Source organism: Pontibacter ramchanderi (genome assembly GCF_002846395.1).
Classification (GTDB): domain Bacteria; phylum Bacteroidota; class Bacteroidia; order Cytophagales; family Hymenobacteraceae; genus Pontibacter; species Pontibacter ramchanderi.
In genome coordinates this window covers 1-25806 of the sequence record NZ_PJMU01000004.1, presented here as the reverse complement: position 1 = coordinate 25806, position 25806 = coordinate 1, and the positions used below count along the sequence as shown (strand labels likewise).

Annotated in this window: 20 protein-coding genes; 13 read left to right on the top strand and 7 right to left on the bottom strand. The window is 42.9% G+C overall.

All coding sequences use genetic code 11. The features are described from left to right. Nucleotide 1: 1 nt before the first annotated feature. The 5 genes from BD749_RS17245 to ric form a co-directional block, all read right to left on the bottom strand. Nucleotides 2-322 carry a metal-sulfur cluster assembly factor gene (locus BD749_RS17245; protein WP_101446811.1) on the bottom strand — a complete coding sequence of 107 codons (321 nt, stop codon included), beginning with the start codon at nucleotides 320-322 and terminating at the stop codon, nucleotides 2-4. Next, nucleotides 282-1610 (bottom strand): heme-copper oxidase family protein, encoded by a 1329-nt coding sequence (locus tag BD749_RS17240; RefSeq protein ID WP_101446809.1) that lies wholly within the window; start codon nucleotides 1608-1610, stop codon nucleotides 282-284. Before BD749_RS17240 ends, BD749_RS17245 begins: the two co-directional genes overlap by 41 nt. 319 nt (nucleotides 1611-1929) lie before the next feature. After that, nucleotides 1930-2748, bottom strand: coding sequence for a DUF2249 domain-containing protein (locus tag BD749_RS17235; protein ID WP_101446807.1), 819 nt, complete (start codon nucleotides 2746-2748; stop codon nucleotides 1930-1932). Between the two features lie 2 nt (nucleotides 2749-2750). Further along, nucleotides 2751-3251 (bottom strand): hemerythrin domain-containing protein, encoded by a 501-nt coding sequence (locus BD749_RS17230; RefSeq protein WP_101446805.1) that lies wholly within the window; start codon nucleotides 3249-3251, stop codon nucleotides 2751-2753. 264 nt (nucleotides 3252-3515) lie between these two features. Next, nucleotides 3516-4472, bottom strand: a complete 957-nt coding sequence (gene ric / locus BD749_RS17225) for an iron-sulfur cluster repair di-iron protein (RefSeq protein WP_101446803.1) — start codon at nucleotides 4470-4472, stop codon at nucleotides 3516-3518. A gap of 194 nt (nucleotides 4473-4666) precedes the next feature. Between ric and BD749_RS17220 the strand changes: the two genes are divergently transcribed. From BD749_RS17220 to BD749_RS17210, 3 genes are all read left to right on the top strand, one after another. Next, entirely contained in the window at nucleotides 4667-7966 is a 3300-nt protein-coding gene (locus BD749_RS17220) for a vitamin B12-dependent ribonucleotide reductase (RefSeq protein ID WP_101446801.1), read from the top strand. 228 nt (nucleotides 7967-8194) lie between these two features. Further along, nucleotides 8195-9196 (top strand): YaaC family protein, encoded by a 1002-nt coding sequence (locus BD749_RS17215; RefSeq protein ID WP_101446799.1) that lies wholly within the window; start codon nucleotides 8195-8197, stop codon nucleotides 9194-9196. 91 nt (nucleotides 9197-9287) lie between these two features. Continuing rightward, nucleotides 9288-10187 carry a potassium channel family protein gene (locus tag BD749_RS17210; RefSeq protein ID WP_101446797.1) on the top strand — a complete coding sequence of 300 codons (900 nt, stop codon included), beginning with the start codon at nucleotides 9288-9290 and terminating at the stop codon, nucleotides 10185-10187. Between the two features lie 52 nt (nucleotides 10188-10239). On the opposite strand, the gene BD749_RS17205 is transcribed toward BD749_RS17210, so the two are convergent. Then, complete coding sequence (locus BD749_RS17205; RefSeq protein WP_101446795.1) at nucleotides 10240-10539, bottom strand: hypothetical protein; 300 nt, start codon at nucleotides 10537-10539, stop codon at nucleotides 10240-10242. Nucleotides 10540-11499: 960 nt separating this feature from the next. Here BD749_RS17205 and BD749_RS17190 point away from each other — a divergent pair. The 10 genes from BD749_RS17190 (at nucleotide 11500) to BD749_RS17145 (ending at nucleotide 23534) form a co-directional block, all read left to right on the top strand. Next, the gene (locus tag BD749_RS17190; RefSeq protein WP_101446789.1) at nucleotides 11500-12480 is read left to right on the top strand and encodes a hypothetical protein; all 981 of its coding nucleotides are present in this window, start codon (nucleotides 11500-11502) and stop codon (nucleotides 12478-12480) included. Between the two features lie 363 nt (nucleotides 12481-12843). Next, on the top strand, nucleotides 12844-13623 hold the full coding sequence (locus BD749_RS17185) for a polysaccharide biosynthesis/export family protein (protein ID WP_101446787.1): 780 nt from the start codon (nucleotides 12844-12846) through the stop codon (nucleotides 13621-13623). Between the two features lie 12 nt (nucleotides 13624-13635). Continuing rightward, complete coding sequence (locus BD749_RS17180; RefSeq protein WP_101446785.1) at nucleotides 13636-15969, top strand: GumC family protein; 2334 nt, start codon at nucleotides 13636-13638, stop codon at nucleotides 15967-15969. Nucleotides 15970-16056: 87 nt separating this feature from the next. Beyond that, nucleotides 16057-17523: a lipopolysaccharide biosynthesis protein gene (locus BD749_RS17175; protein ID WP_101446783.1), complete on the top strand. Its 1467-nt coding sequence runs from the start codon at nucleotides 16057-16059 to the stop codon at nucleotides 17521-17523. 32 nt (nucleotides 17524-17555) lie between these two features. Further along, complete coding sequence (locus BD749_RS17170) at nucleotides 17556-18569, top strand: glycosyltransferase family 2 protein (protein ID WP_101446780.1); 1014 nt, start codon at nucleotides 17556-17558, stop codon at nucleotides 18567-18569. Nucleotides 18570-18647: 78 nt separating this feature from the next. Beyond that, nucleotides 18648-19550 carry a glycosyltransferase gene (locus BD749_RS17165; protein ID WP_101446778.1) on the top strand — a complete coding sequence of 301 codons (903 nt, stop codon included), beginning with the start codon at nucleotides 18648-18650 and terminating at the stop codon, nucleotides 19548-19550. 49 nt (nucleotides 19551-19599) lie between these two features. After that, on the top strand, nucleotides 19600-20508 hold the full coding sequence (locus tag BD749_RS17160; RefSeq protein ID WP_180336447.1) for a glycosyltransferase family 2 protein: 909 nt from the start codon (nucleotides 19600-19602) through the stop codon (nucleotides 20506-20508). Between the two features lie 41 nt (nucleotides 20509-20549). Next, entirely contained in the window at nucleotides 20550-21881 is a 1332-nt protein-coding gene (locus BD749_RS17155; RefSeq protein ID WP_101446774.1) for an O-antigen ligase family protein, read from the top strand. A gap of 7 nt (nucleotides 21882-21888) precedes the next feature. Continuing rightward, nucleotides 21889-23004, top strand: coding sequence for a glycosyltransferase (locus BD749_RS17150; protein WP_101446772.1), 1116 nt, complete (start codon nucleotides 21889-21891; stop codon nucleotides 23002-23004). A gap of 344 nt (nucleotides 23005-23348) precedes the next feature. Then, nucleotides 23349-23534, top strand: coding sequence for a transposase (locus BD749_RS17145; protein ID WP_101446770.1), 186 nt, complete (start codon nucleotides 23349-23351; stop codon nucleotides 23532-23534). Nucleotides 23535-23694: 160 nt separating this feature from the next. On the opposite strand, the gene BD749_RS17140 is transcribed toward BD749_RS17145, so the two are convergent. Continuing rightward, the gene (locus tag BD749_RS17140) at nucleotides 23695-24903 is read right to left on the bottom strand and encodes an alginate lyase family protein (RefSeq protein ID WP_101446768.1); all 1209 of its coding nucleotides are present in this window, start codon (nucleotides 24901-24903) and stop codon (nucleotides 23695-23697) included. Nucleotides 24904-25806: the final 903 nt, after the last annotated feature.

Below are 25806 nucleotides of genomic sequence, written 5' to 3'. Positions count from 1 at the left end.
ATCAGGTATTTCCCAGTAATCGCATGCCTTCTTCACTTATCATCTCGGGTGTCCACTGCGGGAGCCACACCAGTTCCACTTCTATCTCCAGATTCGGAAAGCGCTTGTGCAACATTTGCTCAGCCGCCGTTGTGATTGTTCCACTCATCGGGCAACCCGGCGTAGTGAGCGTCAGCTCAATGTGCAGCTTCTCCTCCTCTTCTTTGAGCGTCACCTTGTATACAAGCCCAAGGTCCACAATGTTTATACCGATCTCAGGATCGATGATGTACTTGAGCGCCTCATACGCTTCGTTGACGAGCTCCTGTTCCTGCGTTTTCATATCCGAATGGTTTTAAATCTTTCACCTTGTGCAGCAGCACCTTAAATACATTACCGGCATACAGCGCCGCAGCTACACTCAGCAGCACTGCCCCCAACAGGATCACGCTTTGCTCGGCCAGCAACACGCCTGCCAGCAAGGTCACCAGCCCGACAATATAGGTGATGTTCTGCCAGCGCAGCAGCGCCACGCTATACAGGTCCTTGGGCATAGGCGTCTTAAATCGTCCGACATAATCTTCGTAGCTGTGCATCCAGACAATGAATGGCAGCGTTTTGAAGGTCTGCCCCAGGATCAGCGCCGACACGAAGCCGAAGAAGATCGAGAGCCCGTACACCAGGTATAGCGCCGACAGCAGGCCTTGCGGCAAGCCAAACTGAAGCGTTACGATGAATACCAGCACGATAGGCAGCACCAAGAGGGCAAGTGCCACGAAGGTCTGTTTCATACCCAGATCCAGATCGGGCCGTTTGCCGAGGCACTTGGCCTGGTACAGGAAATATAGAAAACTAGCGATGCCGGCCACTACCATAGCCGCATACAGGGCATTGTAACCCGTATGCAGGAACAGGTGATCCATGGCAAAAAGTACCAGCCCACCGTTGATCAGGTAATAGCTCCAGTTCAGGCTTCTGGTATCTTCGGGGTGCGCCAGCAAAAACATTGGAATCAGTTTAGAACCAACGCCCACGATCAGCAACAGGAACCAACCCGCCATACCCAGGTGCGCATGCAACTTCAGATAATGCACATGGTCCTGCGGCAGGAAAGGATACTGAAAGTTGAAAACCATCAATACGCCTACCAAACCAGTAGCCACGAGCCAAACCACCGAAGTAACCATAAAGTCAGCCTCGATCCCCCACTTTTTCACCTGCCGTGTCGTCTGCACCACATTGATGGCAAAGAGCGAAAAGGCAACAAAGAGCAAACAGGCCGCAATATGCATGATCGTACCCACCCAGAAATTCCAGAAAGCAACAGTGAGTAGGATTGTGCCCATGGCCAGCAGCGCAAAGGCCCATGTTCCGAGCTTTTCGCTGTAAAGCCGCACCTCCAGCACCACCGGCAGCAGTTGGTAGACTGATCCGAAGATGATCATGGTTGCCCAACCCAGCGCCGCCACGTGCGTGAGTGTGAGCAGCTTCGGGTGAAAGTAGTGCCCACCGAAGGCGTCGGTTGAGAAAACCAGCAGCAAACACAGCACCACAAAGGCCACCGCCGCAAACGCATAGTGCGGCAGCACAAGCCATTTGGGTGGTGAATTGGAAGTAGTAGCGGCGCTCATGACTTGAATTGTTTATTGTTGGTTGTTGAATGTTAATGGTTTGGTATTACATGCTACAAGCCTTATATGTCATCTCGAAAGAATTGCGAGACCTGGATCATTGATTTTGTTCACAATTTCCAGATTTCTCCCGATGGTCGAAATGACAAAAGTCATTCGAAAAGACAGCATTAGTCCAGTATAAACGCACTCGTATCTCCGATCGCGTCCTGCGAGTGTGAGCTATCGGGCGGACTTGGCCGCTTTGATATGAACCTGTCGGCACAAGTGCCGGGAAGCCACTGGGTAACTCACATTCGCCAGAGGCGAGCGAGGGCTTTTACCTATATATCAACAAATACACCTGATTCGGCCCTACTTCTTTTATGCTCACCTTAAAGCCCCGCTCTGTCAGTTGTGGCAAGAGAAACTGTGGCACTTTGCGGTGCTGCACGTAAAGAGCCTCGTCGGCTGGCAGCGTCTCCAACGCACTCAATATAGACACCATCGGCTGGGGCATTTCCATCTGCCGCACGTCAATGCGCTGTAGCTTGCCGCTATACCTGCTGACCAGTTCATCAACGTTTTCCTCAGTGGTAACTTTCGCTATTTCTACTTTTTCTCCGGCAGATTCTCGTTTGAAATAGGTCCTCACCAGCGATGGCCCCAACGTTTCGGTATAGTACTCGAAGCCTTTGGGACGCACGATCGCAATTAGCGGAATTGGTTCAAAAGTGTTCACAATGCACAGCACTTGCTCAGGACTCAGCTTGTTCACTGCATCCATGATCTGCAGGAATGGGTCGTCGCCTTTGGTGATGGTGTCGCGCACGTCCAGCACAATGGTGTTGCTTTCTATTAGATTCACCATAAAGGCGGGTCTTTCCAAAACATCTGTTTCCATGGGGATGGCCCTTTTGTTGTATGTTGGTTTTGACGCGACGCTGAAGCCAAGTGGTTCCAGCTTTTCATAAAAATCCTCCACCCGGCACTTGCCTATGCGGGCGGCATCGGCGATTGTCACGCGCGATGCCAGCACCTTGCGCAGCACGGGGTTCCGCAGCTTCTCGAAGTGCCTGTTGATCGACACGATGGCCTCGATCGCCGCAGGGTTCTCCCGCAGAATGGTCGAGATCCGGGTGGTGGCAGAGAGTTCCATGGTCAGGCTACCTTTTTGTTCTCCCAGAAAGCGGGCTCAAACTCATCTTTCGGCTCCTGCAGGTCATGCTCCAGCAGTCTGCCCACGTCGGACAGTTCCTCCGGGTCAGCCACGGTTTGCAGGTAAGGGAACAGCTCGCGTTCTTCCCAGCGGATGTGGTCGGTCAGGTCCTGTTGCAATGTTGCCACCAGCGAGGTGTTCACGGTTTTTTGCTTGTTGATCAGGCCAATGATCGCTTCGATTAGTTGGTGCTCTTCGTGCAGACGCGCTGACATCACATCGTCTTTGGGCAGCAGTCTTTTGAGAATAATTTCCTCTTCGCGGCAGTGTGCTTTCAGTACATTTTTCCAGAAATACTGGATGTACTGGCGCATGATTTCCAGCGATGTGCCGTTGGCTAAACCTTGTTTCAGTTTCCAGCAGAACAACAGCCCGAAGTGGTGCTCCCGTGAGAGCGGTATCAGGCTCTTGTCGCGTTTCAGTGGTTTGGTTGCAGTAGTCATAGTGGTGGTGTTTTACCTCCCCCCGACCCCCTCCTAAAAACAGGAGGGGGAGTTAGGAAAGGGTTAAATACTTTCTTGCTCTCGCTTGTCTCTCTTCGCCCTCGCTCGCGTCCCGCGAGTGTGAGACATTTGGTGGCGTCTCGCCACCTGTGCCGACAGACACAAACTAGCGGCCAGAGTCCGCCGAATAGCTCACACTCGCGGGACGCGAGCGAGGGCACTTAACTCCCTCCCCTGTTCTTAGGGGAGGGCTGGGGTGGGGTATTACTTCAGCACCTCTTTCTCCAGCTCAAGCGCTTTCGGGAACAGCACGTTGTTCTCCAGGTGGATGTGGCGGTGCAGGTCTTCCTCGAATTCCTGCAGCTTCGAGAACATCACGCGGTAGGTCGCGCAGGCGTCGGCTGGCAGGGTGTAGTCGTTGGTCAGGGTGCGGATGGCGGCCAGTTCGTCGCCGGCGGCTTCGTGCTCCATCTCCATCATGTTGATCGGGTTCTGGATGCTGCCGAATGCGGGACGGTCTATTTTCACGCCGCTCTTCTGGGCTTCTTCCAGTTGCTTGATGAAGGGGAACAGCACGCGCTCTTCTTTCGGCATGTGGGCCTCCAGCTCGTTGGCGATGTTTACAAAGTGCTTGGCCACTTCAATCACCTCCGGGTGACGGCTGCCGTGCACACGGGCTACTTTGGTGGTATATTCATAAAGTGTAGGGATGGCTTCACGCACATAGCTGTGGTGCATGTTCACGATGTAGTCGCCGAGGAAGCTCAGGCTCCATTTTTCGTACTCGTTGCCACGTGTGGTGGCGCTGCCTGTTTCAGGTATAGCGTTCAGCTCGTTTTCTACCACTTCGGGGTTGATGCCTTTTTCTTCGCACACCTGCTTCAGCGATTTCTTGCCGCCGCAGCAAAAGTCGATGCCGTATTTTTTGAACACCTGCGCCTTGCGGTAGTCTTTTGCCACCAGCTCGCCCACGGTCTCTCCCTCCTCTTGTGTGAGTTTCGAGATTTTCACTTCCCAGATTTCGGGGCCCTGCAACAGGTACTCCCACTTAAAGGTATTGCCGCGCTCGCCGAGCAACTGGTAGTACAGCGGCTTCGGGTCGTGGTCGTTGTGAATCACGAAAGCCTCGCCGCCATTCAGGTTGTCGAACCAGTTAAAAATGGTCGGGTGTTTCATGCGCGGCTCCAGTACCGTTACATCTAATTTTTCTATGGTTTCCATGGTGTTGTTTTAAAATTTTGAGTAGGTTGTAAATGATTGCCGATGTAAAGGTATGTACGAGGAATCAGATATAAAAGATAAAAAGGTCTTTTTTTCTTAAATATTTATTCTCTACATTTACAGCATCCTATATAGCAGTTCACGATATTTCATAAATCATTCATATTCAGCACTTAAAATTTAAAACAAGCCTTATGAAAAAAGGAAGTCCCCGAGCCAGCGGTCTGGCTGTTTCCCGCTTCTTCACCCAAAAAGGTGGGAGCCCATATGCCTTGTTCGACTACGAAAAAAGGTCCTCCACCATCCGTGATCCCACTGGTAGTATAGTGGCCGAGATACAGGATGTGGAAGTGCCTGTTACATGGTCGCAGATTGCCACCGACATACTCGCCCAGAAGTACCTGCGCAAGGCGGGCGTGCCGCAGCCCGACGGCAGCAAGGGCCCCGAGAAATCGGTGAAACAGGTGGTCCACCGTCTGGCTGATTGCTGGCGCTCGTGGGGCGAAGGCCATGGTTATTTTAGGACCAAAGAAGACGCGCAGGCGTTCTATGACGAACTGGTGTACATGCTCCTCGGACAGTACGCCGCACCCAACTCCCCGCAGTGGTTTAACACGGGCCTCTACAGCTCCTATAAATTAAAGGGCAAGGCGCAGGGACACTATTATATAGACCCCAAAACCGAAAAGCTGCAGGAGTCGACCTCGGCCTACGAGCGTCCGCAGCCGCATGCCTGTTTTATATTGGCCGTGGACGATGACCTGGTGAACAAAGGTGGCATTATGGACTTGTGGGTGCAGGAAGCCCGCATATTTAAGTATGGCTCGGGCGTGGGCACCAACTTCTCCAACATCCGCGGCAAGGACGAAGCGCTGGGTGGTGGCGGCAGCTCTTCAGGACTGATGTCTTTCCTGAAGATTGGCGACCGTGCGGCAGGGGCGATTAAGTCGGGTGGCACGACAAGGCGGGCGGCTAAAATGGTGTGCCTCGATTTGGATCACCCCGAGATTGTGGAGTTTATAAACTGGAAAAAAGAAGAAGAGAAAAAAGTGGCGGCCCTGATTGCGGCGGGCTACTCGGCCGACTACAACGGCGAAGCCTACCAGACCGTGTCGGGCCAGAACTCGAACAACTCGGTGCGGGTGCCGAACTCCTTTTTTAAGGCACTGAATAACAACGAACCCTGGCACCTGCGTGCCCGCTCCACTGGCAAGGTGGTGAAGGCTATACCTGCCCGCGAGCTGTGGGACCAAATTGCCGACGCCGCCTGGTCCTGCGCCGACCCTGGACTGCAGTTCGACACGACAATTAACGAGTGGCATACCTGTCCCGCCGAAGGACCGATACGGGCGTCCAACCCGTGCTCGGAGTACATGTTCCTCGACAACACAGCCTGCAACCTCGCCTCGCTCAACCTGATTCGCTTTTTCGATGAAGCCACGCAGACCTTTGATGTGGCCGCCTACCGTCACGCCTGCCGCCTCTGGACCATGGTGCTGGAGATTTCGGTGCTGATGGCGCAGTTCCCCTCCGAAGAAGTGGCGCAGCGCTCCTACGATTACCGCACCATCGGCCTCGGCTATGCCAACCTCGGTGCTTTGCTGATGGTGCAGGGCCTCGCCTACGACAGCGACGAAGCCCGCACCGTGGCCGCCGCGCTCACCGCGATTATGACGGGTACGGCTTATGCGACTTCTGCCGAGATGGCCGCCGAACTGGGGGCTTTTCCGAAGTATAAACCCAACGCAGAAGCCATGCTGCGCATCATCCGCAACCACCGTGCGGCCGCGCACAACCAGCCCGAAGCTTACGAAGGCTTGTCTATACCTGCGCAGCCCCTCGCCCCTGCCCTCTGCCCCGATTACCTATACCTTGCCGCCTGCCAGGCGTGGGACGAAGCGCTGGAACTGGGCGAAAAGCACGGCTACCGCAATGCGCAGGCTACGGTCATCGCCCCGACGGGCACCATCGGTTTGCTGATGGACTGCGATACCACGGGCGTGGAGCCTGACTTTGCGCTGGTGAAGTACAAGAAGCTGGCGGGAGGCGGTTATTTCAAAATCATCAACCAGTCTATACCTGCCGCGCTTCGCAAACTGGGCTATACCGAAGCCGAGCTGCAGGCCATCGTGAACTACGCCAAAGGCCACGCGACATTCAAAGGCGCTCCGCACATCAACGAAAAAGCCTTGCTGGAAAAGGGCTTTACCAGAGAGGAGGTGCAGCAACTGGAAGCGGCCCTGCCGACGGCTTACGATGTGGCCTCTCTGTTCAGCGTCTATACCCTGGGCGAGGCCACTTTGCAGCGACTGGGTTTTGTGCCTGAGCTTTACAGGCTGCCTGACTTCAACCTGCTCCGCGCGCTGGGCTATACCTATAAAGAAATAGAAGAAGCCAGTGACTACATCTGCGGCACCATGACCACTGAGGGGGCTCCCTACCTGCGTGAGGAGCATTACCCTGTGTTCGACTGCGCCAACAAGTGCGGACAGAAAGGCAAGCGCTTTATCCGACCAGAGGGGCACATCCAGATGATGGCAGCGGTGCAGCCCTTCATTTCGGGGGCCATCTCCAAAACCATCAACCTGCCCAACGAAACCACCCGCGAAGAAGTGGCCCGTTGCTACCACCTGTCATGGGAGCTGGGCCTGAAAGCCTGTTCGATTTACCGCGACGGCAGCAAGCTTTCGCAGCCGCTCTCGTCGGGCAGCAAGAAAGCCGAAACCGACGCAGCACCCGACGCGGAAGCGCCGCAGACCGACAACAGCATCAGCGCCGAACAGGTGTTGCAGGCGGCCAAGGCCATTCTGGAAGACGCCGCCAACGAGCCGTTCCGTAAGCAACTGGCCCACATGGTGGAGCGCCGCAAACTGCCCGACAAGCGCAACGGTTTCACTCAGAAAGCTAAGATTGACGGCCATACCGTGTACATCCGCACGGGTGAGTACCCGAACGGCGAGCTGGGCGAAGTGTTCATCGACATGTACAAGGAGGGCGCCTCGTTCCGCTCCATCCTCAACTGTTTCGCCATTTCGGTGTCGCTGGGGCTGCAGTATGGCGTGCCGCTGGAAGAGTTTGTGAACCGCTTCACGTTTACCCGCTTCGAGCCGGCGGGCCGTGTGGAGCACCCCAACATCAAGTCTGCCACCTCGGTCTTCGACTACCTCTTCCGCCTCCTCGGCTACGAGTACCTGCAGCGCGAAGACCTCGTGCATGTACCGCGTGAGAAAACAGAAGCACCCGCCCCGCCCGTTGCCGCGGCTATACCTGCCGTAATAAAGCCAGTGGCCCAGCCCGAGCCAGTCACCGACGGGAGAGCCAATGGCTATACCCTGGTTTCGCAGAGCCGCACCGTGCTGATGGAACAGACCCAGCAGGTGCTGGCCAGCATGATGGGCGATGCCCCCATCTGCAACGTCTGCGGCCACATCACCATCCGCTCCGGCACATGCTACAAGTGCCTGAACTGTGGGAATAGTTTGGGGTGTAGTTGATCGAATTAAGTGGAAATGAAACAGGAGCGTCTGGGTATAGGCGCTCCTGTTTTTTTGTTTGGGGGGGTGAGGTGGGTGTTATATAAAAAGGTCTATATTAGATTTGTTAAATGCATATGGTAGACTTAGCATGTTTTAGGACAGATAAGTTAATCTAGGCAGTAGTACATCATCACATATATGATTTATAAACGCTATAGTGACTTTAAAAATTAGTCGGCAGAAAGAATGAACGATATCTGGCATTTTTTGAGAGAATTTGAAAGTAAGGAGTTAGTCAAAAGGTTTATTAAAAAGAAATATGACTACGGCTTGAACACCTCTAAGGCTTTAGAAATTACTTCTGCTTTTACACAAGGAAGAGAATACTTCTCTTCTTGTCTTAAGGCAGATATTTCGGTTAGACCTTTATTACAGTATTATGGAATAGTAGCTTTAAGTAGAGGACTTATTCTGATCATGAACAAAGAAGCTAGAGAGAACAATATTACGCCCTCACACGGTTTGAAAATCAAGAACTGGAATGATGTTAACAAATCAGGTAAAATAGAGGACGTTATTCTAAGATCATCGAAAGGAACCTTTACTGAACTCATTTCAGTGACAGAAAATAAATCTTATTTCCGAGCTGGTAGTAGTGGAATTAATTGGCATGTAAAATTTGACATACCAGATAACGAATTCGAATTTAGCTTGAAAGAAATTTCTTTTTGTTTTCCTGACTTAGATATGTCTGTAAAGTCATGGCTGGATGTAGAAGTACCGTATAGGGTGTTTAATAATTTAAAGCTTAATGGCAATAAAATTGAGCTAGAGATTCAAGGTAAATGTAATCCTGAATTGTTGGACCAGATTTTCCCCGCAACTTATTTTAATAATTTAGAGATTGTTGAACGGAATCATACTTGTATCGTCAAAATTGATTCTGACCAATTCCCAAATCTTGCTCAAAAATGGGTAAGTGCTTTTCAAGTGATAGGTGATCCTTGCGTTGTTCCTCCTTTCAGAAAAGGGGTTTACATAAATGATATCTCAACTATGTATGCAGCATCATTTATTTTTGGAACAATCTCTAGGTATTATCCGACAACATGGAGCAACATAAACAAGGGTATTAACAATGATAGTGTATTACCATTCGCACTTAACTTAATGGACTTTCTACAAGATAAGTATCCTAAAATAGTTTTGGATTTTATTGAATCTCCATATGAGTTTGAAAAAAAGTAAACACTTCCAACCAGTTTCTGCCTCAATCCTTACTATATGTCTATCCCAAGCTGCTTAACTCTGTTGGTGGTAATTTAAATACTCGAACTCGATGACAAAAAAGAAACCTAATTTTTACGCTTGGAGCTACTTCATTTTAATCCCAAGCTTTGCATTTATATATTTTCTATTGCCCTCTGATAGTTTTAAAGGGGATTTATCAATGGATAACATTATTACTTGTCTTTATTATAGTACAGTTACAATTACTACTTTAGGTTATGGGGATATATCTTCTCTTACAATAACTGCGCAAATACTAGTGATGTCAGAAACGATTCTTGGAGTTATTACAATCGGTTTGTTTTTGAATTCATTATCTATACAGCAGGCAAATGAACTAACAGAACAAGAAAAGGAAAAAGAAAAACAAGAACGCTTTAAAACTGAATGTGAAAAAATATTAAGACACAGTAAGATTATCGAACAAAATCTACAGTTCTATTTGACATATACTTATGATATAACAACACCTGTGGCGAATAGAAATAATGAAAATGTTATTAATGAAGATTTTTCATTCAACGACATGAAAGACTTGTTTTTAAGTAGTTTTAGAATGACTGATGACTTTAATGAACCAGCCGTTTCATATTACTTTAAGCACTTGAAAAGTTTAGAGAATAGCATCAAAGAACTAATTCTAGATATTAATTTTTCATATTGGCCAAATCTAGAAATAGAATGTATAAAATTTTTAGAAAATTGCAGAAAATATGACTTTAGCTCAAGTATACTTTCTCAACCTAAAGTAAATGTAGGTGATCAAAAAGGAAGTGTCTATGGTTCGAAAATGATTGAAAACCATTCAGGCGAGGTTGAATTTCGTCGCTCTAATATGATTAATCAATATATTGCTCTTTATAAGTTAATTAAAGTAAATTTTAAATTTATAAAAATCTTCCAAAGTCAAATTGAAGAGATTAAACTTCTTCCAATACTCAAAAAGTAATACGTAGCAAACATATCAATCCTGCCAATCCTATAATCCTGTAAATCCTAATTCAGACAATTTTCACTTTCAACCCCCGCTGCCCCAGAAACAACAACCCCAACCCCAGGGGCATGGGCACACTCGCCCAGAACATCAGCCAGTTGAAACTCGGCAAAGCCGTTAGCCCGAGCCAGAGCAAAGTACCCTGCCCGAACATCAGCAATTCCGTGGCGAAGAAGCCAGCCAGAAAAAGCGTTAGCCTGAGACCGCCATATCGGCCGAGTCGGTAGAGGCCTTGCTGCAGGAGGAAGCCCAGTACGAAGAGCGACACGAAACCGAGCCAAGACAGGTGCAGGTAGCCGATGATCAAGCGACAATAACCTTTTATTCATACCACTTAAGCGGATCGCTATAAAAGCCGATAGTTTGCTAACGCAGCTGAACCCATATGAGATCCGCTTAATAATGTAATCGCATATGCAATTATAATAAAATTATATTTTTTAAATTTTATTTTAAACTTATCGTATATAATGATAAATGAAAACTTCTAGATGGGTAAGTGTTGGTTTATTTAATAAGACGGTATGAACAAATTCAGGAATAGGTTATTATTCATCATTCTGACCTGTTTTCTTATAATCCAGTTTCTCTTTATCTTAAAAGTGTCTGAGCCCTATCCTGCTATTAAATTTCCTGGCTTTGGAAGCATTCCACAGACTGAGGGACAAATTCAAGCGATAAATTACGAATTGTTTACTTACATAAATGCTTATGACTCTACTGCTGTAAGCGCTTATGATTTGTTCGAGGGGTATCCTAAAACATATGTCCCGTGAATGTTAAGCAACATTTTCACAACTCATAATAAAAGGTCATCAGAAAAATCGCATCTGTTAGAAAGTGATGCAGCAAGTGAGTATGAAGAATTTCAAAAGTGGATCAATTCAAGACTAGCCGTTTTAGGCAAAGAGCATTGCGACAAACTAGTGATCAGAAAGATAATTACAACACGCGATCTTACTATGCCCGATAAAGTGGGTGAAGCCGAGTTTCTAGATAGAGTCGAAATAACACTACGGTAGAACTTAAACCTTAAGCTGTATTACTGTTTAATTGAAGCAACAATCTGTATGATACAGTTCAATAAACTTACCAATAGGATTGACAATTTCATTTTCGACTCCTATAAATTAAAATCAGAGTATTTAGGGGTTTATCGTATATTATATTGCTTGTTCACATTTACTTTCTTCGGTATTCCAAGATTTAGCTGGATCGGCAACAGTCCGGATATGTTGTTTTCTCCCCAGAAATAAGCCTGGCTAATTTGTTCAATGGTTTTCCTGATGCAGTATTCTTCATTATTGCCGATCTTTTGATCGTAATATTTCATGTACTGCTGCTCTTCGGTTGGAGAACCAAATACACATCACTGGCTTTGTTCTTTGTACTACTGATATGCCAGAGCTTTTCGTTTTCATTTGGAAAGATAGACCACAATATAATTTGGCTTGTCATACCATTAGTCATGGCCTTCTCGGGTTGGGGCAATACCTACTCAATAGATAGTTTGTACCAAAGGAAGGAGGACGTAAACCCTTGGGCCATTAGCTTGATGGCACTGCTATTAGGCTTCGCTATGTTTACAGCCAGTTTTCCCAAAATTTATTCAGGATGGCTTTCATTTGATTCTCATGCTACTTTTCCCCATATGGTTTACAACGATTTATACTGGGATAGAGAGCCTTTACTTTTACAAGAAGTTCTTCAGATAAAAAATATCGTATTCTGGGAAGCATTGGATTACCTGGCAGTTGTATTTGAGTTCGGGTTTTTACTTGCAATATTCTGGCCGCAGGTTTTTAGGTTCTTTGTTTTCTCTGCCGTTCTATTCCATATTTCAATATTCCTCACCTTTGGAATTGTATTCACAAATAATTTACTAACCTATTTACTTTTTATCAATTGGGCCATCTTTTATCCAGTGTTAAACTCGGCTTCCTTTAATAATATTGCCAATAAATTCATCAGGCCTAAGTACCTTTTCGTCTGCTTAACCCTGATACTCTCTTACGGTCTCTATCATTTCTTCTTCAGAGAAGGCTTTATGGTCCCTTCTCTACTTGAATTTATCCATAACACCTTCAGTATAAACATTGATCAAAGGCTTTTAAAGACTTTGATCTTGTTCAGTATTTCTTTGATTATTGCATTCACATCTCTTGTGTTGTACATCTATACCCAAATTCATGAAAGGCGGCAGGTGATGATTTCAAGTGGTAGACCATTTAAAAAGGAGGTAGTCTAACCTTTCTCTATCAACCCCTACTCTAAATTGCACGCATTGCTAGTCTAATCCACATGAAGCAGCTACTATGAAAGGTGCTTCCAATTTGCGTGAAATCATGTAACCATACATACATCTGCACGCGGTTCTGAAAATTACAAACAGGCTTGATTCTCTACTATATACATAAATATATCTTTTTATATGCAACCTAAAACCTCATCATAGCATATTTGTGATGTTTCTAAGTTTTTTTTGTCACACTATACATACTTTTTACAAATATTACGTAAATAGATTCAAGCCACAAAAAGGTAAGCGAACAGGGTTCTTGTATACCCTGTCTCTTATTAAAGTCCTCACCCTTTCAGCATTGCTAACTTTATGAGAATAAAATATTTATCCTACCTGATTATCTTCCTTCTATTTTCATGCAGCAATAGAAACCTAGCATATTTCAGTGATTTAAAGCAAGTGCCTGAATATGAAGAAAAAATAGTAAACCTCTCAGAACCAAGGATCCAAGCTGACGACCTTTTGAGCATTACGATAAGCAGTTTAAGTGCCGATGCTGGTACCCTCTTCAGCAGAGGGACTGTAGCACAAGTAAGTAATCCCAGTAGCACAGGTATACCTGGTAGCAAAGCGAATGGGGAACTAGGCTATTTGGTAGACCAAGATGGCAACATAGATTTACCTGTACTAGGCAAAATCAAACTAGGGGGACTCACCAAGCAGGAAGCAACCCAAAAAATAGTAAGTCAGCTACGCGACTATGTGAAGGAACCTACAGCAAACATCCGATTTCTTAATTTCCGGGTTACGGTTGTTGGGGAGGTAAGCCGCCCCTCCACCTTCATTATTCCATCTGAGAGACTTAATGTTATAGAGGCATTAGGTATGGCAGGCGACATGACTCCGTTCGGAAGAAGAGACAACGTGCTTATAATCAGAGAAGAGAATGGTACCAGGAAGTTAGCCAGACTTGATTTAAATAGTAAGAGCACATTTAGCTCTCCATACTTTTATCTGCAACAAAATGACGTGGTATATGTAGAGCCTAACAAATCCAAGATAACACAGTCTACTGTTGATACCCGTTTCATTTCATTGACATTTGCAGCAATGTCTACGCTATCATTAATTCTTTGGCGTTTACTTTAAGGAACCCCGTTTATGAACAAGAAAGATATATTCCTAGCAGAGCCGGAAAATTTTGATTTAAGGGGAGTCTTAACTAAGTATTTAAGATACTGGTATCTTTTCGCAGCTACTTTACTACTGTCCCTAGCCGGAGCTTATACCTACTTACGCTATGCTACACCCCAATACCTCATTTCCAGCACCCTTCTAATACAGGATAATAATAAAGGAGCCTCTGTTTACGAAAATTCCTTTTTCTCCGAACTAGGCATATTCCAAACAAATCAGAGCATAAACGACGAGATTGAGTTGCTAAAATCAATCTCGTTAATGCAACGTGTAGTCAAAGACCTCTCTCTGTATGTGAATTATTATGTTGAAGGGCACATTAAGACAGAGGAAATATATGGCTCGTCCTTACCTATTAAAGTAGTGGTTAGCGATCTGAAACAGCCCGCCTTTGGTAAGACATTGAGAGTCCAGATAAAGGATAAAAACAATTTTGTTTTAAATGATGAGGAGAAGGAAACCTTGCATGAATTTGGACAAAAGATTGTTCTGCCCTATGCAACTTTTACCGTTACTGCAGCACCAGGTTTCTCAACTACCAATTACAGCGAAGTTTTAGTTGAATTCAAGGATTACCGAAGGGTGGCTAACTACTACCGCAATGCTCTTAGCATTTATCCTATCAATAAAGAGACGAAAGTTATAGCCATTGAACTTACTGAGCCTGTACCTGAGAAAGGCATAGACCTGGTATACCATTTGATTTCTCTCTATAATAAAGATAAGGCGAATGATAAGAAGGCTTCAGCAGTTAACTCCTTGAGCTTCTTAGATGAGCGTATAAAATTTCTTTCAAGTGAGCTTACCGATGTCGAAGAGAACGTGGAACGGTATAAACGGAGTAACGAGGTAACAAACCTCGATTCGGATGCTCGCATGTATGTAGAAAAAGCAGCAGATTATAACCGGCAAATCTCAGAATGGCAGGTACAAATAGATGTTCTCCAAACCATCGAAGATTATCTTACCAAAAGTAAGAACAAGTCCATACTTGTACCTAGTACTCTCAACATTAAAGACCCTACCCTACAAGACCTAATTAGTAGATTCAACGAATTACAACTGGAACGTCAGGGCCTGTTGCGTACAATGCAACCCAACAATCCACTGGTAGTCAACTTAAACGACCAACTCTCAAACCTTGAAGTAAACATCCTGGAGAACTTACGAAACATTAAACAAGGTCTTATTGTAACCAGGAACAATTTACAGAAGAGCTATGCACAATTTCAAACTAAAAAACAGCTAGTCCCTTCAATAGAACGCGATTTATTAGAGATTAATAGACAGCAAGGCACTAAAGAAGGCCTATACCTATACCTTCTCCAGAAACGAGAGGAATCCGCCCTTTCATTGGCAGCAGATGTCAGTAATATCAAGATCATAGACGAAGCAATGGTCAGTCTGGATCCAATCAAACCCGTAAGAAAACTTATTTACCTGGCAGCGATCATTTTTGGAATAGCCTTACCCGTAGCTTTTGTTTTCCTGAAAGACCAGTTGAATCACGATATACAACATAAGAAAGATATAGAGCGCGCGACAGAAACACCAATTCTAGGAGAGTTAGCACACAACGAAGAGAAGGAATCTTTGGTAGTGACTAACAAAAACAGAACATCGGTAGCTGAATCGTTCCGATTGATTCGTGCTAACCTTCAGTTCGCTACAGTAGGTGGAGAAAACAGAGTCATTCTGATAACTTCTAGCATGAGTGGAGAAGGAAAGACCTTTTTCAGTTTGAATCTTGCTGCAAGTTTAGTCCTAACCGGCAAGAGAGTCATTGTTTTAGATTTTGATCTCCGCAAGCCAAAGTTAATGCACTATTTAGGTATTACACACGAAAAAGGCATTACGAATTATCTCATCTCTGAAACTCCTTCTATAGACGACATCGTGGTTCAATCGCCACAGATACCAGAACTCTACCTGATCGGGGCTGGTCCGGTTCCACCTAATCCCTCAGAATTAATGCTTCATCCGAGGGTGGACAAACTAATAGAGGACCTTAAAGCCATCTTCGATTATGTTATCATTGACACGTCGCCTATCGGGCAGGTGGCAGATGCTCTCGCACTATCTCCTTACATCGATTCAAGCATTTACATTGTGAGGTATAATTACACTTCAAAGGAGCAGATTAACATCATTGATGAAATTTATAGAAACAGGAAGCTCAAGTTTCCAATGATTGTGCTCAACGATGCAAAAAGGAAGAATGGATACGGCTATGGGTATGGTTACGGATATGGTGAGCAAAAGAAAAACCACAATTTCAACAAGAATGTGAAAGTATAACAGCAGGAAACAGGTTGAATTATGAGAATGATAGAAGAGTGTAAAATTTAATAATAGCCGCCACTAAATATAACGTCGAGTATCTTAATGGAACCCCTTAGTTTAAACAAAAAGATTTTTAGCGGAATACTATGGAGTTCTGTACAATTGGTCATCAATAAAGTATTTGCTTTTGCCATCAAGATACTCTTAGCTAAACTGCTTTTCCCCGAGCAGTTCGGTATAGTGGGTATGGCTACCGTCTTTATCAGTCTAATTCAGGTATTCAATGACCTAGGTATAGGGGCTGCTCTAATTCAAAAGAAAGAAGAAAATCTCAAAGACAGTCACTACCATACAGCTTTTTGGACAGGCGTAATATGGGCTGTGGCCGTTTACATATCTATCTACTTTGTGTTTGCGCCAATGGCTGCTTTGTTTTTCAACGAGCCCATGCTCGAGAAAATCATTCCGGTGCTTAGCCTTGGGATATTATCCGGGCCAGTTAACCTAGTGCATAAAGCGCGTTTGACAAAACAGATGGATTTTAAAAAGCTCGCTTACATAGACAATGTATCAACAGTTTTCTCAGGTTTACTAGCCCTGACATTGGCATATCTTGGTGCAGGTGTCTGGGCATTGGTTTTTAACTCTGTAGCTACCTTTCTGGTTGCGATGCCCTTGTATTTCAAAGCTACATCCTGGTTACCCAAGTTGGTATGGGACAAGACAGCATTTAAAGATATATTCGGATTTGGCCTTTTCACTACAGGGTCTCACCTTGTAAATTTTCTGATACTGAACATTGATTATTTGCTTATTGGCAAACTTTTAAGCGCAGCAGCATTAGGAAAGTATACGCTCGCCTTTGTGCTGACTGACACCTTTAGAAATCAATTGACAACCATGGTTAATAAGGTAATGTATCCGGTCTACAGCCAACAGCAGTCTGATTTACCTGCCTTAAAAAGATATTACTATAAAGTAGTTAAGTTAAATGGAGCCATCGTTTATCCTATTATGCTGTTTTTTATTGTTTTAGGGGAGCCTTTTGTGCTAGGGTTTTTTGGCGAAAAATGGATAGGTACAATATTGCCCTTAAAAATCTTGAGCGTTTCTGTTATGTTACATATGCTCGTCAGCAGCCATGCAATTCTTATCAGAGGTATTGGCAAACCCGGCGCTGAAATGAAAATGCAATTTTTAAAGGCTCTACTTTATGTTCCTTCTATTTCTGTTGGCATTTACTTCTATGGAATAGTGGGTGCGGCTTGGGCGTATGTTTTAAATAAAACTTTAGAAGTTGCGATTGCCCAATTCTACCTGAATAAACTGCTACACGTTTCGCTAAAGGATTTGTTGGTTACAATGAGACCTGTTTTACTAGCCAGCGCAGCAGCCTTCATTGTTAGCTTTTTGCTTTATAGCTTAAAATTACACTACCTTCTTTGTGCTGCGGCATTAGGTTTAACATATGGGGGCTTAATATGGCTGTTTTTGAAGGATGAGCTTACAGAGCAGTTGCATAATTTCAGCAGTACTTTCAGGAAGAAAAAGAGTAGCATTGCTGTTTAAGATGAGTTCATTTTGTATTAACTGAGTGATCAATGATAGAGGCTTCTCGTCACAGAATAACACAAACAGTAGTACCTGTTACAGTTGTCATTCCTTGTCACAACTGCGAGGATTGGGTTAGCAGGGCCATTAATAGTGTGTTAAAACAGTCTTATCCGATATTTGAGGTTTTACTGATCGAAAACAACTCGACGGATGGGACTGAAGATCTGCTTCGGAAGTTCGAACAAGCGTATCCTGGGTTGATCAAAGTGTATAGAGAGTCTAAAAAAGGAGCATGTGCTGCAAGAAATTTAGGTATTGAAAAAGCAAAAGGAGAATGGATACAGTTCCTGGACGCTGATGATGAAATTCTACCTGAAAAAATTGAGGTACAGGTGAATATCATAAAAGAACATAAGCCCGATGTTGTTACTGGGGATTACGTAAGATTTGTTCAAAACAAAAACAAGTCCTATAAAGTGGAGATTGCTACAGAAGATGATCCATGGAAAGGACTTATAAGCTCTAAACTAGGTATAACAAGTGCAAACTTATGGAAGAGGAAAAGCCTTCTACAAGTTCAAAGATTTGATGAGAATATAAAGTCTTCTCAAGAATATGACTTAATGTTCAGGCTTTTACAGTCAAACCATGTGTTTGCACAAAGCCACTACATGCACACCATCGTCTATAAACAACCTGAATCTATCTCCAAGACAAATAATACGACTAAAAATGCGGTGATTTTTCACAACCGATACGATCTGAGAGTAAGGATATTTAACCATTTAGAACAAAAGGGGCTTCTCTCCTCTCAATATAAACAAGAGATACTCAAAAACATGTATTACCTCCTATTTCTAATAGGACAACAAAACAGTTACTTTTTTAAGGAGCAGAAAAAGTACGCTCACTTTTCAGAACTAAAATTTATCAACAAGCTTAAAGCTTATGGAAATTTTGTAAGCCATTATACCAGAATGAAATATGCTGATTCTAGTATACCTACTAAACTTCTAGATATCGTACTTATAGTTAAATACGCCTACTTACTCAGATATTAAATCTATTCAAACATTTCGGCAGAAAAACTACCGATAAAGCGTTGCAACTAAGATAACCTCAGTAAACACCAAGTCACTATGTCATCACCAACTCCATTTGTTTCGATCATTATACCTACTTACCATGACTGGGATAGGCTACTAATTTGCTTGAGAGCATTGGAGACGCAGACATATCCCAAGGAGAAATTCGAAGTACTGGTTATTAATAATGCTCCCGATGATCTAATTCCAGAGAAAATTAAAATTGATGCAAACCTGGAAGTCATAAATGAAGCCGTACCTGGATCTTATGCTGCTAGGAATACAGGTATTGCCAAAGCGAAAGGTTCGATCATAGGCTTTACTGACTCAGACTGCATACCTGACCCTAATTGGATAAGAGCTGCGGTCTCCTTTTTTGATAAGAACCAAAATATAGATAGACTAGGTGGAAGAGTTGATCTATTTACATCAGGCGACAACTACAACCTGGCAGAAGCTTACGATCTTATATATGCTTTCAGGCAAGAAGAAAACGTGAGCAGAGGAGTTTCTGTAACCGCCAATATGTTTACAAAGAAATCAGTGCTGAATGAGGTTGGATACTTTAATTCTAACATGTTCTCTGGAGGCGACTACGAATGGGGTAAAAGGGCAGAATCAAAAAAATTCCATATTGGATTTTCACCCGATGTTATCGTTAAGCACCCAGCTAGAAAAAGTCTGAAGCAAATTATAGACAAAGTACGTCGTTGTGCCTCCGGAACAATTCAAATGGAACACCAATCCATGGAATCGTCTATTTCCAGACTCGCTTATCTGATCTATGAGGTTCGCCCACCGATAAATGAGTTCAGGCATATATATGCCAGGGGCAAGCACTTAAGCCTTAAGTTAAAGCTGCTTGTTTTCTTTCTAAGGTATAACATAAGAGTTATTCGTGCTTATGAGGAAATAAGGCTGCAGCATGGTGCAGAACCATTCAGAGATATCGATTAGTTATCTCAAATTTTTTTTACAATGGAAGTACCCCTATAACATGCGCCATATGGATAAAGAGATTACATTTTCAGTTATCATCCCTGTTCACAATAAACTCCCCCATTTGGAGCGGTCAGTAAATTCAGTGCTGAACCAAACGCACCAAAATTTTGAGCTGCTTCTTATTGACGATGCATCAACTGACGGATCCTCTGAGAAACTTAAAACTTTCAGAGATCCGAGAATAAGGTTATTAAGACGGGACACCCCTGGACCTGGAGGATATGCAGCGAGAAATTTAGGCATTGCTACAGCTCAGAACAACTGGGTATGTTTTCTGGACGCAGACGATCGTTGGGAGTTAACATTATTGGAAAATCTACACAACACCTTACAGCAAAACAGAGACATCGAAATTATCAGTTGGGGCTGGTGCAAGGTATCAGGTTCTAAAAAAGAACTGGATACCTTTTCGAAACAAAACAAAAAATACTCTCAAAGGTCTTTTAATCTAATTGATTTCCTAAAAGGGCCACAACCTATGTGGACCGGAGCAGTTTCAATAAAAAAAAAGCTGTTAATCGAGTCATCGGGATTCCCTGAGAATGGTTTTAAACGAGGAGGCGATATGGATACCTGGACAAGGTGTTTATGGCGCAGCAGTAAATGTATTTGGATAAATAAAGTCTTGTCCTATTATCACATGGACTCTGTAAATATGGTAACGGAGAATGTTGAACGAGATATCACTTTTATTTTCTCACCGTTCTTACAGGATTTGCTTCACACGCAAAACAATACAGTTAAAAAAGCTATAAAGTATTATCAGAACAGGTATTTGTATATTCTTTTGAATGGTCGGGTTTATGAGCGTAAGAGTATTCGATATGATCTCGTAAAGAAAATGAACTTAAACCTACAAGCCGTATGGCTTATAACAAAACTGCACTTAAATAGGGTTAGGCACTCATTCTGATATTTAGCCTAAATTACCTTTGCTACTATAAAATAAAGGATATGGGTGAAGTCACATTAAACAGAATTGAACCTGATACTACGCATGAAGAGGAAAAGTTAAAGACCTGGGATTGGGGTTTTATACTTACCATTCTGTCTGTTGGCAGCGTCTTCTTAGGTAGTCTCTTAGTAAAAATAGATTTATCTTTTTTTCAATTATACCCATTACGTTTCTTCGGATTTGTTGGAGTGTTCTTTATACTAATAAACAAAGGATGGAACGACCCCTTATTATCTTTCAATTCAAGGTTTATCGCAGTCTTTTTGCTGTTGGGTCTGATAAGTGTAGTTTGGGCTCCCGACAAAATACTCGCAATTAAAGAAATAGGGATTTTACAGACCGGACTAACCTTTACATGGCTTATAACCAGGTATGTAAATACAGAGGATAGATTAAACCTTGTCATCAGTATTTGGATTTTCGGAGCAATATTTGTCAACCTGATTGGGCTGTGGGAGGTGTTAAATCAGCAATTTTTGCTTGTAACAGAAATAGGCTCTAAAACAGAAAGAGCAATAGAGCGAATTGGTTTTTTAGCACCTAGGTCAATTTTTAACAACCAAAATAACTACGCTTTTTTTAATGCCATCACATCCATAGTATTGTTAGGCAAGATCATAAAGAAATATCAACCAACTAAATTGTATATTATAAACTGCTTTAGCCTCTCACTTAGCATTTTTATACTTATTTGCTCTTACTCCCGAGCTGCCATTGCAGGATTTTCATTATGTTTCGCTCTCTTCTTTATTTTTACATTCCTCTCCACTAGCAAGCTTAAAGTCAACTTAGCCAACTTAGCTATTTTAGGAGTAATAGCCTTCTTGGGCCTCGCTTTGTTTGAACCCGCAATTTTAGACGCCATTACAAGTAAACTATACCTTGTTGTTGAAAAAAACCACCAAACAAAAGAAGAAGGAAGAAGTGTTCTATATTCAACTACCCTAAACTATGCACTTGAAAATTTAGGTATAGGCATGGGTCCAGGTTCTTCAGTACATAATTTAAATGGATTACCTCCACATAGTTATTTCCTGCAATTACTTGTGGAGTATGGCATCCTAATAGTCATAGGTCAGCTTTATATCCTGTTTAGAGTATACAAAAGATTGAGTTCGTATCATTTTGCTGTACAGAATGCTATGCCAATGATGCTCAGAGCTTCAATTATTGTTTTCCCGCTTTTAAGTGTAGGACCTAGTTCAATATTTGGTGAAGGTGTGTTTTGGCTCTGGCTAGGACTCATACTAGCATATTCTTCAGTAACTGTCCGCGAGTATTTGAAAACTATAGACTCGCTACAAATGAAACTCCACATACATAATAGTTAATCGATTAATGAAAAGAATTTGCTTTTTCCCTGGCACACTTTCATTAGGTGGTATTGGTAAACTCTTTATTAACCTTATAGAAGAATATACAAGCAGAGGTATCCCTGTAGACTTATTTCTTACAAAGAAAGAAGGGGAGTTTCTTGAACAAATTCCTGAAAACGTAAGGGTGTTCGAAGGTAATGGAAGGGCATCTGCTAGCATCAGAAGCTTCATAAACTACCTACACAAGGAGAAACCTTTTGCTGTTATTTCTGCGCGAGAATACCTCAACATTGTAAATATTGTATGCTGTGCCACTACTTTAAACAGGACAAAAGCAGTAGTATCACTACATACAAACCAAACTGCTGAGAACTACTACAGCCAGCACAAAAGTGCACTATTATATAAGAAGTTACACTTTAAGCTAATGGCCAAGTTGCTCTACAAACTCCCGTCAAAAATTATTGCTGTATCAGAAGGGGTGGCGGATGACTTTGCTTTAAGGATGGGGGTTAATAGAAAAAATATAGAAGTAATCTATAATCCTGTTTACAAGCCTTACGACTTGGGTTGTGAGAGTGTTGAAACGGTAGACCTACGATTTAAAAACCTAAACAAAAGATTTGTAATAGGTGTCGGTAGGTTAACACAACAAAAAGATTTCGCTACTCTGATTGAAGCATTTTACCTTCTAAGGCAGAAAGAAGATATTTCGTTAGTTATACTCGGAGAAGGCCCTTTAAGGGAAGAGTTAGAGCAACAGATAAATCAGCTGTCTTTAAGTGATCATGTACTACTTCTAGGATTTGTTAGCAACCCGCTTTACTATGTTAGAAGAGCATCGGCGCTTGTCGTTTCTTCTAAGTTTGAAGGTTTTGGGAATACAATAGTAGAAGCGCTTGGAGTAGGAACACCCGTAGTTTCTACAAATTGTCCGAGCGGACCTGATGAAATCCTACAGAATGGCAAGTATGGTATATTAGTTCCTACCAGTGATCCAGATAAAATGGCTGCTGCACTAGCTCAAATATTAAACAATGTGAGTTTTCAGAAAAAAGAATTGATAACTAGAGCAGAAGACTTTGCGGTAGCTAAAATAGCAGACAAGTATCTTTCCTATATTGAGGCTGTAAAATAAAACGTATCAAAGGATTAGAACTAATACCTTCAAGACAGTCAACATGGAATAGTAGAACTAGCTGGATCTGGAGAAGATCAAGAAGCGCCAGTTCCTAGAAGAGTTCCGGAGCGGCAAGCCCATCTTCGGCCAAGACGGCGCCTTAGGGTCCTTGCTGAAGCACTTTCTGTAAGTTGCCCTGGACGCGGTGCTGGAGGTGCACCATCTCGCAAGCTGTTTATAACATTCTGTGTACAGTCCGCCACGACCACAAGGAGTTGCTGGGCCTGTGAGTCTCCGAATGCGAGGGGGCCGCCTTCTAGCTCTTAGTGCTCACCGACCTGTAGCAGCCGGGCGCTTCCGACATGCTCGTTGCCTGCATCGACAACATAAAGGCTATTGCCAGTGTCTTCCCTCAGGCTGAAGTACAAAACTGTATCGTGCACCAGATCCGCTGCTGCATCAAGTATGTGGGCTCAAGCAACTGGAGCCAGACGGTCCGGCAACACTCCATCTGGTTCAGGGACACGATGCTGCTGGACTTGCAGTGAGCCGCACTTCAAAAGTCTGGCCCTGTTACTATATGGCTTCATGCCAGTACAGCAACAGGGCCAGCAAATGGAAATCAGGAAATGACACAGTTTAAATTACACTCCCATTAAATCGTATGTAATCCCGCTGATGGATTATAAATTTAGCAGACAAATATTATTACATTAGCAATTCCTTTTTACTTCTGGAGGTCAAAGTTTTGTGTGAAAGGTATGAAGCCAATCGTACATTTTTGTATACTGGCAATGATGTTCTTGCTATAGGGATGAACCAATCCAGATTCACAGATCTTATTTCCTCATAATCCCATTTTTTATCTCCGGCTGCATAAGGTAGTAACCATAATATACCTTGTTCAAGCGATTTACCACTACTAGTTCTATAGTTCCAAATATCAACTCCTGTCACAGCCCCAAGATTTGCCAACATCATCCATCCCCTTATATTCTTTATACAATAGGTCCAAGACTTGGTACGCTTAAGTTCAAGTGGTTGGCTACCATCTTTATCGAACTGAACGTCTATCCTTTTCATTACATTATTAATTAGATAGGACTTTGCGAATGACTTGTTCTCAGTAAACAGTGCGTAAGTTATAATCTGTATGTCATAATAAGTGCCTATATTATTATCAGATTTTATCCCTTCTTTGCCAATAGAACTATTCAACATCCACTTATAAAACTGCGAAAACCAATTAGTTAATGCTTCGTGATCTTTAGGTGTCCAACTATCAGACCCCGCAACCAGCTGAACACCGTCAATTAGATTAACAAAATGCTGTGTCTCGATTAATGCCACACTGCGCCCATCATTGACACCAAGTATGGCCTGTCCGTAGTTGAGATTTGGATTCATTCTAGTGGCTCTGTCAATAAAAAATACGCGCAACAATTCTGTTGCCTTCCGAGCATATTTTTCATCTTCTGTATAGTAATAGGTTAACCCGAGCAACTGAATGTCCTTACTCAAACTGGCAACATAAAATTTGTCTTTTATTACGTTTGCTTCAGGATTTGTTCTACCATCTTTCTGCTTATAAGGCCGACCATTCCGTTTGGTTGGATCAGGCCACCAATAGGGAGCTAAACTAAAGTAATCATGCTTATTACCGCTAGGAGGTATAATCGTTTTATTAACTACAGTATAGGGAGGATTATTGAGCACATTGTCTGCAGCTAAAACGAGGTCTGATAAAGCTGTCAGGTAAATCTCGTTACCGGTTCTGATTTCATACTTGTTTCTTTTCAGTAATTCTCTATCCAAAATAAAGGTTAGAGGAGTTGTGTCTGCGCATATATTGGCAACAAGTACAATTTCTAGTACAAGAATTAAAGTTATCTTATGTAATAGCTTTGTAAAGCTCATAAAGTTATACCTAGTCCTCCCTTAATAAATAATGTATAGCTCTATCTAGTTTTATACGCAGTATCAGTGCTTACATTACAACTTAAAACCCTCTTTTTGCTTCAAAAAAGCCAAACTTTACATTTTTTTTACATAAGTGAATTGTAAAACTATTTCCTATTGATGCTTTATTCAAAACCAGTCCTGAGTTAAATCTTTATGTGTTTATCATCAAACTAGTAGCTTCTTGTGTTTCTTCTCTCCAACTTAACCTCGCTCCAATGTACTCCAGCTATTATTTATAGACACATTTTCCTTTTTCATACACCCGTTGTTATAACACACTTAAGACATACCATAAGTCCAATTTTCAAAATTCATCTCCTAAATACTCAGAAAAAAATGTACTATACCTCCTCTCAAAACATTATACTCATTATTGACTTAAAGTTTGAAAATAGACCGAAGAATTTCATGCACATCCATTAACTCCCAACCAATCTACTCTACCACTATATATATAAATTAAAATGTTGATTATTAGACATTACCAAGCATATAAAGCTTTTATGATCATATTTATATAACATAAATAAGAAACACAATGAATATTATAATATTTTAGTTAATGAATTTGCAGTTAATAACATATAATATATGTTTGCCAAACGAGATAGGTTAATTAAACATTTTTAATGCTTCCTGGAATCTTTGTGAAGTCAAAACAAGAAGGATAACACAAAGAAATTACATTAATACCTATAAACATTTGTTATAACGACTTTTAAAACTACAATATCACTATCAGCAAGAAAACACCATACATATTAATTTTTAAATTTTAAGCAGTTAATGAAAATCAAGCAACTTTTAGCCATCGCTTTATTGTCATCGCTTACCACTGCCTGCCAGAAGGAGGAAGTG

Coding starts and splice junctions, on each gene's coding strand:
- BD749_RS17150 (WP_101446772.1), top strand. CDS start 21,889: ATGAAAAGAATTTGCTTTTTCCCTGGCACACTTTCATTAGGTGGTATT.
- ric (WP_101446803.1), bottom strand. CDS start 4,472: ATGGAAACCATAGAAAAATTAGATGTAACGGTACTGGAGCCGCGCATG.
- BD749_RS17170 (WP_101446780.1), top strand. CDS start 17,556: ATGATAGAGGCTTCTCGTCACAGAATAACACAAACAGTAGTACCTGTT.
- BD749_RS17220 (WP_101446801.1), top strand. CDS start 4,667: ATGAAAAAAGGAAGTCCCCGAGCCAGCGGTCTGGCTGTTTCCCGCTTC.
- BD749_RS17210 (WP_101446797.1), top strand. CDS start 9,288: ATGACAAAAAAGAAACCTAATTTTTACGCTTGGAGCTACTTCATTTTA.
- BD749_RS17230 (WP_101446805.1), bottom strand. CDS start 3,251: ATGACTACTGCAACCAAACCACTGAAACGCGACAAGAGCCTGATACCG.
- BD749_RS17235 (WP_101446807.1), bottom strand. CDS start 2,748: ATGGAACTCTCTGCCACCACCCGGATCTCGACCATTCTGCGGGAGAAC.
- BD749_RS17215 (WP_101446799.1), top strand. CDS start 8,195: ATGAACGATATCTGGCATTTTTTGAGAGAATTTGAAAGTAAGGAGTTA.
- BD749_RS17245 (WP_101446811.1), bottom strand. CDS start 322: ATGAAAACGCAGGAACAGGAGCTCGTCAACGAAGCGTATGAGGCGCTC.
- BD749_RS17155 (WP_101446774.1), top strand. CDS start 20,550: ATGGGTGAAGTCACATTAAACAGAATTGAACCTGATACTACGCATGAA.
- BD749_RS17240 (WP_101446809.1), bottom strand. CDS start 1,610: ATGAGCGCCGCTACTACTTCCAATTCACCACCCAAATGGCTTGTGCTG.
- BD749_RS17180 (WP_101446785.1), top strand. CDS start 13,636: ATGAACAAGAAAGATATATTCCTAGCAGAGCCGGAAAATTTTGATTTA.
- BD749_RS17140 (WP_101446768.1), bottom strand. CDS start 24,903: ATGAGCTTTACAAAGCTATTACATAAGATAACTTTAATTCTTGTACTA.
- BD749_RS17175 (WP_101446783.1), top strand. CDS start 16,057: ATGGAACCCCTTAGTTTAAACAAAAAGATTTTTAGCGGAATACTATGG.
- BD749_RS17185 (WP_101446787.1), top strand. CDS start 12,844: ATGAGAATAAAATATTTATCCTACCTGATTATCTTCCTTCTATTTTCA.
- BD749_RS17165 (WP_101446778.1), top strand. CDS start 18,648: ATGTCATCACCAACTCCATTTGTTTCGATCATTATACCTACTTACCAT.
- BD749_RS17145 (WP_101446770.1), top strand. CDS start 23,349: ATGCTCGTTGCCTGCATCGACAACATAAAGGCTATTGCCAGTGTCTTC.
- BD749_RS17160 (WP_180336447.1), top strand. CDS start 19,600: ATGGATAAAGAGATTACATTTTCAGTTATCATCCCTGTTCACAATAAA.